Origin of the sequence: Lysinibacillus sp. JNUCC-52 (assembly GCF_015999545.1) — a bacterium.
GTDB lineage: Bacteria > Bacillota > Bacilli > Bacillales_A > Planococcaceae > Lysinibacillus.
Genome location: NZ_CP065546.1, coordinates 2,469,085 through 2,486,126 on the forward strand (window position 1 = coordinate 2,469,085; position 17,042 = coordinate 2,486,126).

The window sequence follows — 17,042 nt, forward strand, 5'->3', positions numbered from 1 at the left end:
TCACTATGCTTGGCAGTTTTCAACGATAGTTGAAACACCAAGTCCCCCTGCGATACATAATGTTACTAAGCCATAACGCTTGCCTGTTCGTTCAAGCTCATGAATAAGTTTTGTCATTAAAATGGCACCAGTTGCCCCAATAGGATGCCCCATGGCGATCGCACCACCATTCGGATTTACTCGATCTATATCTAACCCGAGCTCATTAATCACTGCGATAGATTGCGCAGCAAAAGCTTCATTTAACTCAATAATATCTATATCTTGAATCGATAAATTTGCTTGCTTCAAGGCTTTTAATGTCGCTGGAACTGGACCAATCCCCATTATCGATGGATCAACCCCCGCGGCTGCTTGTGCAATGATTTTTACCTTTGGCTTATAGCCTAGTTCTAGCGCCTTTTCATTCGACATGATTAGCAATGCAGCTGCACCGTCATTACGCCCACTACTATTGCCCGCTGTTACTGATCCACCTTTACGAAATACAGGTTTTAACGTACTTAACTTCTCTTTACTCGTTAAAAATGGATGCTCATCTTTATCAAAAATATCTATTGATTTTCGCTTTTTCACTTCGTAAGGTACGATTTGTTTGTCAAAATAACCTTCTTGCATAGCTTTTGCTGTGCGTTCTTGACTACGATGTGCAAATGCATCTTGCTCTTCACGAGAAATTGAATATTTTTCGGCTAAATTTTCTGCTGTTTCACCCATCGTTGAAATGCCGTAAACTTCAAACGGTTGTGAGCCTGGTTGGCTTTCTGTATTCGGATCTAACAGGACAGCATTGCCAACGCCATATCCATAGCGAGCATTGCGTAAGTAATATGGCGCTGTACTCATGGATTCTGTTCCTCCTGCGATAATAATATCGCTATAGCCAAGAGCAATTTGCTGTGCCGCATTATTAATGGATTGTAGGCCAGAGCCACATTGGCGATGTACTGTATAACCAGGTACGGTAATTGGTAGCTCGGCACGTAGAGATGCAAGACGCGCCACATTGGATTGATCCGCACTTTGTTTTGCTTGTCCCAAAATCACTTCATCAATTAGTGTCGGGTCTAGCTGTGTACGATTTAGAAGTTCGCGAATAACTGTCGAACCAAGAATATCCGCTGTCTCATTAATCAATGAACCGCCTAACTTCCCTATAGCTGTTCGATTTCCTTCTACAATAACTACTTCTTTCATGCAATATCCCTCCTATTTCAATGCATTGACAAAGCTTGCTTCAGTGCTAGCCTCTACTTGCTGTAATGTAATGCCAGGCATTAATTCAACCAAATGTAACTGTCCATCCACATAGTTAAAAACAGCCAATTCAGTAATAATCGTATCCACGCTACGTGTTGAGGTAATCGGATAAGTACAATTTTTTATAATCTTACTTTTACCATCTTTTGATGTATGCGTCATTGTAACAATGACCTTCTGTGCACCGATTAATAAATCCATTGCACCACCAACACCAATAATATTTTTCCCTGGAACTGCCCAATTGGCGATACGTGCTTGTTCATCCACTTGTAATACACCTAAAATGGCGACATCTACATGCCCCCCTCGAATCATGCCGAATGATTCTGCACTATTAAAAAAGGATGAACCAATTGCTTCTCCAACAGGCATTTTTCCAGCATTCACTACATTCGGATCAATATCCTCCTCATCTACACCTACTACTCCGAGCATGCCGTTTTCTGTATGAAAGTGGACATTGTCATTTTCTACATACTTTGCAACAAGTGTAGGGATACCAATTCCTAGATTAATAATTTGTCCATTTGCAACTTCTTTTGCAGCTCTTTTTGCTATTAGCTCCTGAATTGGATTAGCCATGATCCACAACGCCTTCCTTCGTTAAAATCTTCTGTGCTACAATCACTCGATCAATGAATAAATGTGGCGTAATGATCTCATCACTGCTTAGTTCGCCTGCTTCTACAATTTCATCTACCTCAACAACGACAGTCTTCGCTGCAGTTGCCATAATCGGATTAAAATTCCGTGCAGTTTTGTAATACACTAAATTCCCAAGTCTATCTGCCTTATGTGCACGAATAATTGCGACATCCGCCTTTAATGCTTGCTCAAAAACATATTCTTCACCATTGATTAGTTTTGTTTCTTTCCCTTTCGCCAAATCTGTTCCAACAGATGTTTTCGTATAATAACCACCAATTCCTGCACCACCAGCACGAATCGATTCAGCTAATGTACCTTGGGGTAATAATTCAATTTCGAGTTCGCCTCGTTGAAATGCTTCGCCAACATCTCGATTGCCAGTAAAGTATGAGCCAATTGCTTTCTTTACTTTCTTTTGCTCTAGCAATTTCCCAAGACCCTTCCCTTTTTCTCCTAAGTTATTGCTAATAATGGTTAGATCATTAATCTCTAACTCTACTAGAGCATCTATTAAAGTAAGTGGCCCACCTACTAAGCCAAAGCCACCTACCATTATCGTTTGACCACTTTCAACACAAGATAAAGCCTGTTCTACGGATTCATAAATTTTCATTGTCTTCACTCCATTACTTTTGGATAAGCGCATCACTGATTTCAAACCATGAAGGAATGCCAGCTGTTAGTAGGCAAATATAGCCTAACTCTGCCAATTCTGCTTCTTCCACACCTACTTCACGTGATTGTTTAGCCCAATAATCTGTTTCCTCATTTTTCAATACTGTTGTGTAAATGCCTGTCATCAAAATATGCTTCATTTGCGTCGAAACAACATTGCTATCAAGCAACGCCACTTTTAAAGCGTTTTCATCTTTTTCAACAAAAAAGCTTACTAATTTCTCAAAATAGGCCTTACTTTGATTTGTTGAAGCAAACGTACTGTAATAGCGCACAATCTCAATTGCTGAAGCATCATATGAAATTTTATCAGCAGTCGTATTTGTTAGTTCTAAAGCATAGTCAAAGGACTGCAAGCCAATTTGTAAGGCTCTTTCTCCGCCATAGTTAAATGCTATAAGCAAGTACTCTATCAATTCCTCAAGTGTAGCCCCACCATCCATGGCGCCTTTTGTATGGTACACCATGCTACGTGCATAATGTCTTGCAGCATTCATGCCAACTAATAAAATGTCTTTGTCTTTGACGGATAGGACACCTGGTGCCATAGCTGCGCCGCGTAGTGCTGTATAATGGTCTAGCATTGCTGGATTATAATCATGCATTTTTTGCACCCATTCAGGTACAACATCATAAACTTTTTTAAAATACTCTAATCCTGTATTCATCCAACAAATCCCCTTTTTGTTAATTTTGAATAAAAAAAGGCCACACTTCCCCAAAGACGGCATATACCGTACGTTTAGAAAAGTGTAGCCAACAGTCAAGCAGGGAAAGTAGAAAAAGGTCATTTTTCTACAGCTGCTCGATAGGCATTTAATATTTGTTATTTAATTATTCGCATAAAATTTTAAAAACTGCAACTCTTTTTTTCAAAAACGCTCTAAAAAGCGCGCTATTACTCGGTTAACATCTTTTCTCTCTTCAAAAACCAAAGTGTAATGATTGCTATTTGAAGTGAATTTCCAAATGTTTTTAGCATATTTAAGTGTTTCAGTATAAGATTCTGCTAAAAATAATGCGGGCATTGCTCCAATACCGCCAGTTGAATGAATTAAAAGGATTGGGCAGTCCACTTTTTCAAAAACCTCTGCAGGCTTGTAGTCATAAAAACTTTGAAAATCTAAACGAATTTTCTCTTCATCAGACTTATTTCCCCAATGTCCATCTTGGGCTGCAATTTCATAACGACCGACACTAGCTAAATGATCCGTCCATTCAACACCTAGTCGACCATAAATTGCCTTTATTTCCTCGATATACGCATCTGCTGATTCATACGGCTTGCTAATTCGACCTAGTGAAGGCTCAACAATTTGGCGTTGATGATCTGTACAAGTTGCTGCTCCATCAAGTAAAATGACCCCTTTTACATCTTTACGCTTACTAGCAACATTCGCCATAATAAATGCTCCCATTGAGTAACCCATTAATATCGGGCTCTCAATGTTTAATGCATCAAGCAAAGCTAAAATATCTTGTGTATGTAACTCAATACTTGTATTTGCTGGTGCTGGTGCACTATTACCACGCCCTTTTAAGTCAACCGAAATAAAACGATAGTCACCTTTTAAAAGCTCAGCATAGTAATGCATTTGCATATGGTTACCAGTTAAACCATGGACGGCAATAATAGTCCCTTTCTCGCCTGGATAATCTGCAAAATGTAACGCACTACCATTCACTTCTATTGTTTGGTATTCCATTTCCATCATCCTCCCTTATAAATTATGCGGCGTGTAAAAGCGCATTTGTAAGAGGAACATTCATTATCCCTCACCTAAACATTCGCCGAATAAAGATAAAGTTATTTTTACATTGTTATTTCAAAAAAGTCAAAAAATTTTTTCTAGAGCGAATACATACATTGCACCTTTTTCATTGCAACATTTAGAAAAACCCACTTTCCTTTTGTCAGAAAAACATTATTTTGAAATAATTAATATCTATTTCCAATTTCCATTTTCCATTTTCTATATGGGCTAAACCTATTGTTATTTAGTTATTTACCAATTATATACATTTACATTAGCAAGATATTTCCTTATTGAAATAAAACTATATTGCCATAAAAATTACCAAACCATAAATTTACTTTTAATGGATTAAATGTACGACAGAATTACTTTTTGTTACACTATTTGAAAAAGCAAAAAGGAGTTTCTTTTGAATAGAAAAAATAGAAAAATATTTATTATACATGAAATTTATGGGGTTAATGATTTTATTCGAGAACAGGCATGTTCCTTTATGGATAAGCATACCGAGGTAGTTTGTATTCATCTTTATTCAGATAAAAGAAGCTTTACTTATAATCAGGAAAAAGAGGCTTACCACTATTTCACTAATGAAATTGGCTTCGATGCGCCTTTAGAAATGCTCATTACACAACTAAACACTGCCATACAACAATATGAAAAAGTAATTGTAATTGGTTATAGTGTAGGCGCAACACTTGCTTGGCGTCTTGCCGAACTGCCGTTATATCGTGTTGTTTGTATATACGGCTCCCGCATTCGCCAATATGTTGACTTGCAACCGAATTGCCCGACACTAATTATTTTTCCTAGTTTTGAAAAAAGTTTTAATGTCGAAGAATTGAGTCATACACTAAAGCGTCATCCCTTTGTACAAACGATACAATTTCCAGGGAAACATGGCTTTATGGATCGTTATAACGCTTCATTTGATCAAGAAAGTGCTATGTTAGCGCAGGCATTTATTAAAAAATTTTTATAAACCTAATTATGAAAAATGGAGGTTATCATTTTGAATCAACAGCAGCTTTTAGAAATCGATCCATACACGGAATCAGGAAATGTCATCTTTCCAAGCTTTCAACTTCCTTTGCATATAGGAACGATTGTAGGTATCCACACAGATGTAACGAAAATCAATACTTTAATGCATTGGTTTACAAAGCAAGAAAAGACATATACGCATATTCGTGAAGGTGCATTATACGAACGACTAACAGTGGATGAATATATCCATTTTTCTATAAAACTTTTTTCACCCCATCTACATAATAAAGAGGCCATTTTAAAACTATTTGCTTTAACTGATCAAAGGAATACTAAAATTCTTAAACTTCAATATGGGGAAAAGCAACGTTTAAAATTGTTATATACATATCTAAATTCAGCTCCTACTCAAATAATCGAAGAACCCCTTCAAAACTTAGATGAATTTTCGAAACAAAATGTGCTCAAGCTTTTAATGGCACTTCAAAAACAAGAAAAATCCGTAGTTTTACTTTCAAACAATTTGGAGGACCTAATTATTTCGTGCGGGAAAATATACAGATTGGATGCATTCGGTTTACATGCACTCGATGTTAAAGAGGAGGAAATGGAAACAGCTTCTACTCCTATTGAAAATGCACCTATAAGGCTTGATAAAATTCCAACGAAGAAAAATGACAAAATCATTTTATTTAATCCTCCAGAAATAGATTACATTGAAAGTGTGGAAGGTATTGTAAGTGTTTATGTTGCAACTGAAGCTTATCCATGCACATTATCCCTGAATGAATTAGAACAGAAATTGACACCATTCGGCTTTTTTAGAAGCCATCGTTCTTATATTGTTAACCTGCAAAAAGTACGTGAGATTATTACGTGGACGCGTAATAGCTACAGTCTTGCTTTAAATAGCAACGAAAAAACAATTGTACCTTTGTCGAAAAATAAACTAGCAGATTTAAAAGAAATACTCGGAATATAGTAGATTTCCCAGGAAATAAACGACTCCTGTCAGCTGTATATTTCTCCATTGACGCTCAATTTTCCGCCTTTCACCAGTAATTTAATGTTTACTCCTCCATCGTGCTTTAAAGTGAGGTTATCAACAACCACAGGAGGTTTACACATGGAGACAGTAATTATTGATGTGCAACATTTAAAAAAGGTCTTTAATCGTGAGGCTGCATTGCAGGATGTTTCCTTTACAATTAAAAAAGGAGAAATATTTGGTTTTCTTGGTCCAAGCGGCTCTGGTAAAACAACCACTATTAAAATATTAACCGCGCAAACCGAAAAAACGGCTGGAGAGGTTTCATTATTTAATCGACCAGCTAGTGAAATGAAATCTAGCCAAAATCGTCAGCGCTTCGGCATCTTAACGGATAATAGTGGGCTGTATACACGGCTTTCAATTGAAGAAAATTTATTACTATATAGTAATTTGTATCAATTACCTCATACAGCAGTAAAAGAGGCGTTAGATTTTGTTAACCTTTATGCAGAGCGCAAAAAGAAAGTGAGTCAGCTCTCTAAAGGTATGATTCAACGTGTGACGCTAGCTCGTGCCATTATGCATAAACCTGAATTGTTATTTTTGGATGAGCCAACATCAGCACTTGACCCAGTGAATACTCAGCATATTTATAACGGCTTAAGAAAATTAAATGCGCTCGGAACAACTATCTTTTTAACAACACACGATATGAGCGAGGCAGAAATACTTTGTGATCGTGTTGCCTTTTTACACCAAGGAAAAATTCGAGCAATCGGTTCACCGAAGCAATTAAAAAGTGAATTTGGAGATGAAACGCTTACTGTAGAATTGAAAAATGGCCAATCTGAAACGATTCAAAATGGCGATCAAGATGCAAAACAATTATATGATTGGATGCAATCAAATGCAGTGGCACGTATCTATACAAACGAACCAACTTTAGGCGATATTTTTATGCAAATAACAGGGAGTGATTTAATATGAATATATCAATAACTCGTATTCAAGCTATTTTTATGAAGGACTACAAGGAATTCTCAAGAAATTATGCAGTGTCTGTTATGATTTTTTTACCCTTAATTTTAGCGTTTGCTTATAATAAAATCGGAACGGATAGTATTGACGCTTATTTTTTACCAATAAATTTAGTGTTTGCTGTTGTGACAGCCTATGTACAATGTTGCTTAATTGCAGAAGAAAAGGAGAAAAATACTCTTCGAAGTTTAATGCTTTCTCCTGCTTCACTTGGAGATATTTTAATAGGTAAAAGCTTGTTTGTCTCTATTGTTACGATTGTAGTAGTAGCTTTGTCGATTTTCCTTGTTGGCTACGAGCCAGCTAACCTGTTTATATTAGCTATTGCTCTATTACTTTCTATCGTTTTTTATATCGCCTTAGGAACATTATGTGGGTTATTTGCAAAAACAATTATGGAAGCATCGATTATCGTATTACCTGTTATGTTTATTTTCTCATTTGGACCGTTTGCCTTAACTTTAGCTTCTGTTTATCCTGTTTTAGAAATTGCAAAATGGCTTCCAAGTGCTCAATTAGTACTTCTAGCAGAAGCTTTGGAAGGTAACTACTCTTCGATGGACTATATCATCCCTATCATTATTATTATTGCTTGGTCAGCAGTAGCTTGGATTGTTACTGGATTTGTTTATAAAAAAAGAATGGTAGATTAAAACCATTCTTTCAGCGTATTAGCAAGGCATTAAGATTTTCCTCTTAATGCTTTGCATTTGTTTAAGTGCCAGGCACTCAAACAATTTTCCATTAAAGCAATTGTTGTTCAAGTTTTTCGATTTCTTCTACTGTGTCTGCATACCAAATACCAACAAATCTCGATGGAACTTCGCTTTCAAAATAATCCCCATCATAAAAAGCTAATGGGAATAGAACATTTTGCTCTATCAGTTGCTCAATCTTTTGAAAAAATTGTTCATTATGTTCCCCACCTTTTGATGCATAAGAGGCAAATTTATTAACTGGTTTACCTAATGCTTCATGAAACATTAACATAGAAGTAGAGCCGTTTTGGCGGAAGTTCAAATCAATCGCCTGCACATCTCCTGCCTCTGTGACGATTAAGTCAAACCCAGCTACACCAACGAAACCTTCTGCTACACCTTGCTCCATTATATGGCGTCCTACTTCAATCACTTTATCTGGTACTTTTTCTACAATGACATTCCCCTCATAAATTCCATTTTCATCTGTCATTTGTTGAGAAGCACCTAAATACTGTATACCGAGCTCTTCAGAATACACGTACTGACAACTATAATTATCTTTTGCCTGTAACAATTCTTCGATAATAATGCTTTCCGTACCATTCATACGAAATTGGCGTAAACCCTCTGTTAACTCATCTTGATTTTGGCAAATGATGACGCCGTATCCACCAGAAGTAGGTGAATCATCTCCTGGCTTGAGCACAACAGGTGGCTTCCAATTTTTCATTGCATCCGATAATCTATATAGTTCGATATTCAAACGGCTTGGTACGTATTTACTATCAATTAAATGGTCAATATAAGCTTTTGTATTTAGCTCATTAAATTTGGCAGCATCCATCCAATAGCAATTACGGTTCATATGCTCTGCATCATGTAAATACTGGCAAACAATCGTCTTTCCTTCTTCACACCATGCATCTAATTGCGCTAAATATTCTTCTTGTGTTTCATACGTATATGGCTGCTCTACCCAACTTAAACCCGCTAATTCATGTAGTTTTTTAGCCTTCGCTGTTTGTGTTGCACGATGCACTAATACAGGGATATCCGCGATGGCGACTTCCCTTGCTGTTAATGCATCTAATTTATGACAATCATCCATCATCCACGGATTATCGCTATATGGTGTACGAGGTGTATACACAGCATTATCACCGTAAATTTGTCGTAATGTTAATTTAGGCTTTAACATACTATTCCCCCACTTTTCAAAAATAGATTTTAAGTAATCTACCCTTGATTACCACAACTCACACATAATTTTACAAAAACTAGATTATAAGACTAGCAAATATCCATTTTTTTACTTGTTTTTAGTAAGGAAATCGAAAGTAGAAGGATTTTTAGTTAGGTTAATGCTAAAAATTGCTCTATTCGCGCTTTTACTTCGGGCCATTCTTCTAATGTCATACTATACATTACCGTATGCCGAATTGAACCATCTTTACGGATCATATGATTGCGTAGAATACCTTCTTTTGTAGCCCCTATCCGCTCAATTGCCCTTTGAGAGCGTATATTTTCATGGTCAGTTTTAATTTGAACACGGTGTAAGCCTAGCACATCAAAACAATAGCTAAGTAATAAATATTTGCAATTAGTATTTACAGCAGTTCGCCAAAATGCTGGAGTAAGCCATGTAGTGCCTATTTCCAGACGTTTGTGCTTATGATCTATGTCCATATAGCGAGTTGATCCTATAATTTGTCCTGAATGCTTATCCACAATGACAAATGGAAACTCTATCTGTCTATCTTTGTTAGATAATGCGTTTTCCACAAAGTTATGCACATCCATTTCATTTTCTATCGCTGTGGGCAAATATGGCCAAATCTCTGGATAACTTCCTGCTACAAGTAACCCTTGGATATCTTCTTTTGCTAGAGGTTTTAATAAGACGACTTCATTTTCTAAAACGTTAAATTTCAATGACCTTCACTCCTTTTTTATTATTTAACTGCAATTTTGATATGATGGATATAACCAATTTTGAATATATTGACCATACCAAGGAGTTGATAGACGATGGAACTTTCGATTTCATTCACAGGACTTATCCCGAAATATGTACAGATTTATGAAAGCATTAAACAAGCTATTGTTTTACATAAACTTTTAGCACATGAACAATTACCTTCAAAACGTATGCTTGCAACAACATTAAATGTTAGTGTTCATACTATTAAAGAAGCCTATGAGCAATTGCTGGCAGAAGGTTATATTTACAGTAAAGAGCGCTCAGGTTACTATATAGCACCGTTGGAGTTTGAATGGCTTCAACAAGCTCAAACAACAAATACAGTTTCCTTGCAAACGCATGACAAAGTGAAATTTGATTTTAGTAATGGGCATGTGGATAAAGCGGCTTTCCCACTACAAACATTTCATAAGCTAATGAAAAAACACTTTACGATAGATGTTTTATCCATAAGTCCGTGGCAAGGAGAGACTGCATTAAGACAAGAGATTGCCCACTATGTTGGACGCTCACGAGGCGTTATTTGTGAACCATCGCAAGTATTTATCTACAGCGGAACACAAAGCCAACTGCAAGCGCTATGCCATTTCTTTGGACCACAAACCCAAGTCGGTATAGAAGAACCAGGCTTTAAACGAGTGCGGGCAACTTTACAGCAATGTGGTTTACCAATTCACCCGATTCCTGTGGATAACTCAGGAACTACTGTGCCAAATAAAGCTATTCACATGTTATACACAACACCCGCACATCAATTTCCACTTGGTATGGTAATGTCCATCGAACGCCGTGCATCACTGTTACAATGGGCAACCTCCAATAATACATTTATTATCGAGGATGATTATGATTCGGAATTTCGTTATAAGGGGCTTCCAATCCCTTCTCTCGCGAACATGGATCAGTTACAGCGAGTCATATATTTTGGTACATTTTCAAAAACACTGCTACCTTCTCTACGTATTAGCTATATGATTTTGCCCAAATCACTACTGGCTGGATTTACCCGCTTCCATCAGGAACAAAAGTCAGTCGTTTCAAAGGTAGATCAGCTCGTGCTTGCTGATTTTCTTGGGCAAGGGCTATTCGATAAACATTTAGCAAAAATGCGCACTATCTATCGTAAAAAGCAACAGACTTTACTTGCAGCGATTCGTAGTCAATTCTCTGAGGAATTTGAAATTATCGGCGAAAATGCTGGTCTACATATTATTGTAAAATTACCTACAAGATTGTCCGAGCATATTGCTATCCAGCTTGCTCATGCGGTAGGTATCAATGTCTATCCTTGTTCTACTTCATATCAACACCCAACTGAAAATGGCATGATTATTATTGGATATGGTGGATTAACACTTGAACAAATTGAAGAGGGCATTACATTACTTGCTTCTGTATGGCAATAGATTATGTAGTACTTGAAACTTTTTAGATTCGTTTACGTATTGTAACTAAATGCACTCACAAGGGGACTAGATAATGGAGAATCAGGAGCAATTAAAAATTTATTTACAAGAAATTGAAGCGTGGGAAAAAGACCAAAAAGGTCTATGGTTTTGGGAAAGATTAGGTCGTATTCCCTTTAAGATTTTAGATAAAATGACGCCTGCTTTTATTCAACAGAAACTCGCCTTACTTGTCGATGAGCTTGGTAGCTATGTTCAATCAGGTGGCAAATATTTAATCAACGAACAAACGATGATTCAAAAAATCCGTAACCAGTCTTCACATCAAAATATTTTTGCAATCTCTGATATCGGTAACATTCCTTTAGAAGAGATGATTGCTCTAAGTGATAAGCTTCAAAAAGAACGCGTGAAATTGGCAACAGTTCAAGGTGCCTCTACTGGTTTTGGCGGTATTTTCACATTGGCGATTGATATCCCTTTTATTTTAGGAATGGCTTTAAAAACATTACAGGAAATTGCCATTATTCACGGCTTTGACCCGAATGATAAAATGGAACGTATTTTCATCGTGAAGTGCCTACAATTTACATCCGCTGATATTGTAGGTAAAGAAGCTATTTTAGAAGAAATTTCATCAATGCACGACAATCAACAAGTTTCCGAAACGATGATTTCACAACTTCAAGGGTGGCAGGAAGTATTCTTCACATATCGTGATCAAATGGGCTGGAAAAAGCTTTTCCAAATGGTTCCGATAGCAGGTATGATCTTCGGGGCTTACGCAAATAAAGGCATGATGCAAGATGTTGCAGAAACAGGCATCATGCTATACCGAAAAAGAAGAATATACGAAAAATTAAAATAGTGCCAGGCACTCACACAATTCATAAACAATTTATATTTAGCTGCTAGAAAGCACGCGACGTAAGCCGCAACGAACCGTGCGTATGCAAGGGTCGCGGCTTACAACACGCCCGCGAAGCTAAGTGCCAGGCACTCATACAATTTTAATTAATATTTTCCCTTGATGCTGACGGCTCTCCATCAAATCATGCGCCTTTGCCATGTCCTCTAAAGCAAACACTGCTGCTATCGGCACTTGGAAACTTTCATCCTGCAAGAGTGTAAAAATAGCTGGAGCTACTTGTTGTAATAATTCAGGCTTCAAAGCTCGAGTCGTTCCTAAGCTAAAGCCCTTTACATTACGGCAACTACTATGTAAATCAGCAGTTTTAATATTGCCCGCTTTACCGCTACTATTACCAAACTGTACAAGAGTACCGTATGGCGCTAAACAATTTAAACTTTCTTCTGTAATCGTTCCTGCAATCGAATCGAAGACAACATCGACACCAAGTCCATCTGTATATTCATTAACTTTGGCACTAAAATTCTCATATGTTAACACATGATGGGCACCTAGCTCATATGCTATCGGTGCTTTTTCTAAATTGCTTACAGTACCTATAATTTTTTTTGCACCATGACATTTCGCCATTTGAATAAGCATCGTCCCCACTCCGCCTGATGCAGCGTGAATTAAAATGCTATCCTGCGAGCCAATTTGTGCGATGCGATTAATTAAAATGTACGATAAAAATAAAACAGTCGGTACAGCTGCTACCTTTTCAATAGGTACACCATCTGGTATGCGAAAGACTAGCTGTTCATTGGCTACAACATATTGTGCATACGCACCGTTCTTAGGAAAAGCAATGACGTGATCTCCCTTTTTAAAAATACTGCTATCATCAAAAACTTCTTCAATAACACCAGCTACATCTAAACCAAGTATCATAGGAAAACTAGCTTTTGCTTTATTTCCTGTGCGATTTTTAATATCAGCAAAATTTACACTCGTATAGGTCGTACGTATCAGGACTTCCTCTTTAGCAATCATCGGTTTAGGACAGTCTACAAGTGTTAATACAGACGGCGGCCCAAATTCATTTATTGTCACAGCCTTCATAAATTATCCCCTTCCTGTTATAGTAAAATTATAACTAACTTTATATAAAAAAGTTACATATTTACATTTTTTCAGTTTAAGATAAGGGGGATTATGATGACAATCAAACCTAGTAAAGAGACTTACAACGATATTGCCTACAATTTTTTTAATATGAATGGTGATAAAATTTGCTTTATGTTTTCAGGTACAGGCTATAACTATGATAAACCATTAATGCATTACGCTACTTCACTCATGCTCGAATTAGGCTATGATGTTGTCCAAGTTTGTTATACATTTGAGCAACAGCAGTTCAATCAGCCACCAGAAGCTATTTCAGAAATGGTTTATAATAGCGTCGATTCTATCGTTACATATTATTTACAATCTAATACTTACACTGAAGCTGTTTACATTGGAAAGTCGTTTGAACATTGCCGATTTCCGACTATTATTTACAACAAGAGGCTCTTATCCCTTCTCGTTATATCCTGTTAACACCATTACTATCCCTTGAACATGTTGTACAGAACTTAGGAAATCAACATAGCTTCATCGCTATTGGAACAGCTGATCCTCATTTCTCCAATGAAAGGATGAGTCTGCTAACATCTCATCATCTTACTATCTTGCAAAATGCAAACCATTCACTCGAAATAGCTCACAATACGCTAGAATCGATTTCTACGTGTCACACTATCATATCAAAGCTCAAAATTTATATTCAAAATTAAGCTGATTTAATTAAACTATTCTACCTGTTAACAACTCCTTGCGATACCTTCTAGAATCTCATACAAACACTAATTAATCGCACAGAATAAAACCTCAGCACAGGTCCAACTCAAATTTATATGTAATTAAAAAAACACCCCGTAAAATGTTAGCTTTTACATTAACATTCACGGGGATTTTTTAGTTATTCAGAAATTAATACACTAAGCCGAATAGCGCTTTAATATGTGTAAGATAGCGAATATTAGACGCTTCTTTCATAAGTGTTGCAGGAAGACCTTTCAGTTGGGTGTTGCTAGCACCGATAGTAGCAACTGCATCTTTACGGCCTAAGCTTGCAAGAGTACCAGAGTTAACTGCAGAGAATGTTTTCATCTCTTGGTTTTTGTATTGTGCGAATAAGTTGTAACCAGCGCATTCGCCCATTTGCCAAGCAACTTGTGCAGTTGGAGCGTAAAGTGGACGTCCACCATCGCCTGGTAATGCAACAGAAGCATCTCCGATTACAAATACATCTTCATGTGATGTAGATTGTAGGAATTCATTGATTGTTGCTTTGCCACGATCAGCAGCAAGACCTGATTCAGCTACCATTGGAAGTGCAGCGACACCGCCAGTCCAGATAAATGTATTTGCAACGATTGGCTCACGGTCTTTCAGTGAAATAACGTTACCTTCTACACCTGTTACTGGAGTACCTGTGATGAATTCAACACCACGTTTTGCTAAACTTTCAGTTGCACGTTCAATAAGTACATCTGGAAGTACTGGTAAAATTTTAGGACCAGCTTCAACAAGTTTAATTTTAAGATCTGCAAAGTTTACACCGTGTTTAGCAGCGATTTTCGGGAAGTTGTCCACGATTTCACCAACAAGCTCAACACCTGTTAAACCGCCACCACCGATAACGATTGTTGCATCTGCTTCATCTTTAGATTGTGCATATGCTTTAATACGATCTTCAATGTGTCGGTTAATTTTGTTTGCATCGTTAACAGATTTAAGAACCATTGAATTTTCTTCTAATCCTGGGATACCGAAGAATCCAGTTTGGCTTCCTAAAGAAACAACTAAAGTATCATAAGATAAAGTGTAACCATTATCTAGGTCAACCTTTTTAGTATCTACATTGAATTTAGTTATTTTAGCGATTTGTAAATCAATATCTAAACCTTTAAAGATTTTTTTAAGCGGTAAAGCTACTGCACCTTCTGCAATAGTACCACCAGCTAAACGGTGAAGTTCAGTGATGATTTGGTGTGTTGGGAATTGGTTTACTACAGTGATTTTAGCTTCATCAGCTGATAAATACTTACGTGCTGTTAATGCAGTTAATACACCCGCGTAACCAGCACCTAAGATGACGATTTCTTTTGACATGATTAATTAATCCTCCGTCCTTACGAATTGAATATATCTCGGGTCTTATTTAGATTTACGTTCAGCGTTTACTTGTAAAAAAGCATTTACAAAACGGAAAACATTTTGAACTTGTGGGTCTTTGATCATTTTTACAAGACCAAATAAACCAATTACTTCATTGCTTTCAGAAGCGCGATCTTTTGCTTCAATAGCAGTAGCAGCAAGTTGTTTAGCTGATCCTACTACTGGTGCAGCCATTTCTGTTACAGCACCAACAGTATCGCTTTTTAATACATCATCTGTTGCAACAGCTTGAGCAAACTCATATGATTTAGTTAATAACGTCATCATTTCAGTTAGCTTTGGTAATTGCTCAACTAAAGTTGTTAGAGATTCTTGCACCTCAGGCTTTAATAGTTGATCTAGTACATCTAGTTGCTCTTGACTCACAGTTAATTGTTCAGACTGTGCTTGGTTATTCGTTTCTGACATTTTGAACTCTCCTTTGCCGTCACTAATACTATTTTTTATATTGCCTCCATGTAAAAAAGACCATTAAGCGATCTTCTTAACAGTCCTTACAGCGGATATCCTTCACACCAGTCACAAGGGCTGGAAAGCGAGTTTCATGATTTGTTATTACAATATTTACTGTACTTTGCACAAAGCGCATCACTATTCCATCCTTATCTCTTATCTTGGTGATATTACAACATCCATTATAAGACTGTTTACGCATTATTTCAATCAACTACAGCACAATCTTTAAAAAATAGTTTATTTGTAAACCATTTTTAGTTATCCGCGCTCTTTATTTGTTTGTTTTGGAAAAAATATACTACAACATAAAATTCTATAAAAACCAGTTCGCTATAAAATATGTTATTACCTACAAATATTTTCACTTTGCGACAGATAACCAAAAGAAGTCAATTATCTCTTTTGCTGCTAAAGGCACTGTTTGAAATAATCTTTTTCCTTCCCCATCTTTAAAATAACCAACTGTCATAAGTGCCATAAAATTATGGGCAAAAAATTCAGCATTGCCATTACGTATCGTTCCTTTTTCCATTTCTTTTTGCATCGACTGCTCTATCGTTTTATACATTTCATTTTCAGAAGCATGAACTTCTTTTAGTTGTGTATTGGATAAATTAATTGTAGCTTCTCGCATAAAGTTCTTCATATCGATATCTACAGTTGCCGATAAATGGACTTCAATTAGTTGTTGGAGACGGTCTTTAAATGGAATCGACTGTTCTAAAATTCGTTCAATATGGAACCTAATTCTATGCATCATTTCAACTAATGCCGATGTATATAAATCCCCTTTAGTTGGGTAATAGTAATAAATCGTAGCTTTCGTAACATTACAGGCTTTCGCAACATCATCCATGGATACGTTTTTGTATCCCTCTTTAATAAATAGCATCGTTGCTGTTTCTAAGACAATATCTTTTGTAGGTTTGGCCTTGTCATCATGGCGGGGTCTTCCTAGAACACGCGGTGATTGTTTCAACAAGATCGCCTCCTTATAATGT

At 36.8% G+C, this 17,042-nt stretch carries 18 protein-coding genes; 7 read left to right on the top strand and 11 right to left on the bottom strand.

All coding sequences use genetic code 11. The annotated features are described in order from the left end of the window. Nucleotides 1-3: 3 nt before the first annotated feature. From JNUCC52_RS12200 to JNUCC52_RS12220, 5 genes are all read right to left on the bottom strand, one after another. Complete coding sequence (locus tag JNUCC52_RS12200) at nt 4-1,197, bottom strand: thiolase family protein (protein ID WP_337980060.1); 1,194 nt, start codon at nt 1,195-1,197, stop codon at nt 4-6. A gap of 12 nt (nt 1,198-1,209) precedes the next feature. Continuing rightward, a complete protein-coding gene (locus tag JNUCC52_RS12205; RefSeq protein ID WP_173478794.1) occupies nt 1,210-1,845 on the bottom strand; it encodes a 3-oxoacid CoA-transferase subunit B in 636 nt (211 codons plus the stop codon). Continuing rightward, complete coding sequence (locus JNUCC52_RS12210) at nt 1,838-2,524, bottom strand: CoA transferase subunit A (RefSeq protein ID WP_337980061.1); 687 nt, start codon at nt 2,522-2,524, stop codon at nt 1,838-1,840. The genes JNUCC52_RS12205 and JNUCC52_RS12210 overlap by 8 nt, the downstream gene beginning before the upstream one ends. A gap of 13 nt (nt 2,525-2,537) precedes the next feature. Then, a complete protein-coding gene (locus JNUCC52_RS12215) occupies nt 2,538-3,254 on the bottom strand; it encodes a carboxymuconolactone decarboxylase family protein (protein ID WP_337980062.1) in 717 nt (238 codons plus the stop codon). A gap of 204 nt (nt 3,255-3,458) precedes the next feature. Next, a complete protein-coding gene (locus tag JNUCC52_RS12220) occupies nt 3,459-4,292 on the bottom strand; it encodes an alpha/beta fold hydrolase (protein ID WP_173478797.1) in 834 nt (277 codons plus the stop codon). A 460-nt stretch (nt 4,293-4,752) separates the two neighbouring features. Between JNUCC52_RS12220 and JNUCC52_RS12225 the strand changes: the two genes are divergently transcribed. From JNUCC52_RS12225 to JNUCC52_RS12240, 4 genes are all read left to right on the top strand, one after another. Then, nucleotides 4,753-5,325 (top strand): dienelactone hydrolase family protein, encoded by a 573-nt coding sequence (locus JNUCC52_RS12225; protein ID WP_173478798.1) that lies wholly within the window; start codon nt 4,753-4,755, stop codon nt 5,323-5,325. A gap of 30 nt (nt 5,326-5,355) precedes the next feature. Continuing rightward, nucleotides 5,356-6,312, top strand: a complete 957-nt coding sequence (locus tag JNUCC52_RS12230) for a LytTR family transcriptional regulator DNA-binding domain-containing protein (RefSeq protein WP_228134348.1) — start codon at nt 5,356-5,358, stop codon at nt 6,310-6,312. Between the two features lie 144 nt (nt 6,313-6,456). Beyond that, nucleotides 6,457-7,308, top strand: a complete 852-nt coding sequence (locus JNUCC52_RS12235) for an ABC transporter ATP-binding protein (protein WP_173478800.1) — start codon at nt 6,457-6,459, stop codon at nt 7,306-7,308. After that, nucleotides 7,305-8,012: an ABC transporter permease gene (locus JNUCC52_RS12240; RefSeq protein ID WP_173478801.1), complete on the top strand. Its 708-nt coding sequence runs from the start codon at nt 7,305-7,307 to the stop codon at nt 8,010-8,012. The genes JNUCC52_RS12235 and JNUCC52_RS12240 overlap by 4 nt, the downstream gene beginning before the upstream one ends. Nucleotides 8,013-8,103: 91 nt before the next feature. Here the strand turns inward: JNUCC52_RS12240 and ldmS are convergent, their stop codons facing one another. Continuing rightward, nucleotides 8,104-9,258 carry an L-aspartate--L-methionine ligase LdmS gene (ldmS, locus tag JNUCC52_RS12245; RefSeq protein WP_337980063.1) on the bottom strand — a complete coding sequence of 385 codons (1,155 nt, stop codon included), beginning with the start codon at nt 9,256-9,258 and terminating at the stop codon, nt 8,104-8,106. A 155-nt stretch (nt 9,259-9,413) separates the two neighbouring features. Then, a complete protein-coding gene (locus JNUCC52_RS12250; protein ID WP_173478803.1) occupies nt 9,414-9,995 on the bottom strand; it encodes a GNAT family N-acetyltransferase in 582 nt (193 codons plus the stop codon). A gap of 96 nt (nt 9,996-10,091) precedes the next feature. Between JNUCC52_RS12250 and pdxR the strand changes: the two genes are divergently transcribed. Next, on the top strand, nt 10,092-11,450 hold the full coding sequence (gene pdxR / locus JNUCC52_RS12255) for a MocR-like pyridoxine biosynthesis transcription factor PdxR (RefSeq protein WP_337980064.1): 1,359 nt from the start codon (nt 10,092-10,094) through the stop codon (nt 11,448-11,450). 73 nt (nt 11,451-11,523) lie between these two features. Further along, nucleotides 11,524-12,318: an EcsC family protein gene (locus JNUCC52_RS12260; RefSeq protein WP_173478805.1), complete on the top strand. Its 795-nt coding sequence runs from the start codon at nt 11,524-11,526 to the stop codon at nt 12,316-12,318. 132 nt (nt 12,319-12,450) lie between these two features. Here JNUCC52_RS12260 and JNUCC52_RS12265 read toward each other — a convergent pair whose 3' ends face one another. Continuing rightward, nucleotides 12,451-13,422 carry a quinone oxidoreductase family protein gene (locus JNUCC52_RS12265; RefSeq protein ID WP_337980065.1) on the bottom strand — a complete coding sequence of 324 codons (972 nt, stop codon included), beginning with the start codon at nt 13,420-13,422 and terminating at the stop codon, nt 12,451-12,453. Between the two features lie 93 nt (nt 13,423-13,515). Here JNUCC52_RS12265 and JNUCC52_RS12270 point away from each other — a divergent pair, with 93 nt between their 5' ends. Continuing rightward, on the top strand, nt 13,516-13,902 hold the full coding sequence (locus tag JNUCC52_RS12270; RefSeq protein ID WP_337980066.1) for a hypothetical protein: 387 nt from the start codon (nt 13,516-13,518) through the stop codon (nt 13,900-13,902). A gap of 432 nt (nt 13,903-14,334) precedes the next feature. Here the strand turns inward: JNUCC52_RS12270 and JNUCC52_RS12275 are convergent, their stop codons facing one another. The 3 genes from JNUCC52_RS12275 to JNUCC52_RS12285 form a co-directional block, all read right to left on the bottom strand. Beyond that, complete coding sequence (locus JNUCC52_RS12275) at nt 14,335-15,519, bottom strand: NAD(P)/FAD-dependent oxidoreductase (protein ID WP_173478808.1); 1,185 nt, start codon at nt 15,517-15,519, stop codon at nt 14,335-14,337. Nucleotides 15,520-15,564: 45 nt separating this feature from the next. Then, the gene (locus tag JNUCC52_RS12280) at nt 15,565-15,993 is read right to left on the bottom strand and encodes a helical membrane plugin domain-containing protein (protein ID WP_173478809.1); all 429 of its coding nucleotides are present in this window, start codon (nt 15,991-15,993) and stop codon (nt 15,565-15,567) included. A 409-nt stretch (nt 15,994-16,402) separates the two neighbouring features. Beyond that, the gene (locus JNUCC52_RS12285) at nt 16,403-17,020 is read right to left on the bottom strand and encodes a TetR/AcrR family transcriptional regulator (protein ID WP_228134346.1); all 618 of its coding nucleotides are present in this window, start codon (nt 17,018-17,020) and stop codon (nt 16,403-16,405) included. Nucleotides 17,021-17,042: the final 22 nt, after the last annotated feature.

What these genes read in the sequence shown, in the direction of transcription:
- JNUCC52_RS12200 (WP_337980060.1), bottom strand. Translation starts at nt 1,197, where the DNA reads ATGAAAGAAGTAGTTATTGTAGAAGGAAATCGAACAGCTATAGGGAAG.
- JNUCC52_RS12205 (WP_173478794.1), bottom strand. Translation starts at nt 1,845, where the DNA reads ATGGCTAATCCAATTCAGGAGCTAATAGCAAAAAGAGCTGCAAAAGAA.
- JNUCC52_RS12210 (WP_337980061.1), bottom strand. Translation starts at nt 2,524, where the DNA reads ATGAAAATTTATGAATCCGTAGAACAGGCTTTATCTTGTGTTGAAAGT.
- JNUCC52_RS12215 (WP_337980062.1), bottom strand. Translation starts at nt 3,254, where the DNA reads ATGAATACAGGATTAGAGTATTTTAAAAAAGTTTATGATGTTGTACCT.
- JNUCC52_RS12220 (WP_173478797.1), bottom strand. Translation starts at nt 4,292, where the DNA reads ATGGAATACCAAACAATAGAAGTGAATGGTAGTGCGTTACATTTTGCA.
- JNUCC52_RS12235 (WP_173478800.1), top strand. Translation starts at nt 6,457, where the DNA reads ATGGAGACAGTAATTATTGATGTGCAACATTTAAAAAAGGTCTTTAAT.
- JNUCC52_RS12240 (WP_173478801.1), top strand. Translation starts at nt 7,305, where the DNA reads ATGAATATATCAATAACTCGTATTCAAGCTATTTTTATGAAGGACTAC.
- ldmS (WP_337980063.1), bottom strand. Translation starts at nt 9,258, where the DNA reads ATGTTAAAGCCTAAATTAACATTACGACAAATTTACGGTGATAATGCT.
- pdxR (WP_337980064.1), top strand. Translation starts at nt 10,092, where the DNA reads ATGGAACTTTCGATTTCATTCACAGGACTTATCCCGAAATATGTACAG.
- JNUCC52_RS12260 (WP_173478805.1), top strand. Translation starts at nt 11,524, where the DNA reads ATGGAGAATCAGGAGCAATTAAAAATTTATTTACAAGAAATTGAAGCG.
- JNUCC52_RS12265 (WP_337980065.1), bottom strand. Translation starts at nt 13,422, where the DNA reads ATGAAGGCTGTGACAATAAATGAATTTGGGCCGCCGTCTGTATTAACA.
- JNUCC52_RS12270 (WP_337980066.1), top strand. Translation starts at nt 13,516, where the DNA reads ATGATGACAATCAAACCTAGTAAAGAGACTTACAACGATATTGCCTAC.
- JNUCC52_RS12275 (WP_173478808.1), bottom strand. Translation starts at nt 15,519, where the DNA reads ATGTCAAAAGAAATCGTCATCTTAGGTGCTGGTTACGCGGGTGTATTA.
- JNUCC52_RS12280 (WP_173478809.1), bottom strand. Translation starts at nt 15,993, where the DNA reads ATGTCAGAAACGAATAACCAAGCACAGTCTGAACAATTAACTGTGAGT.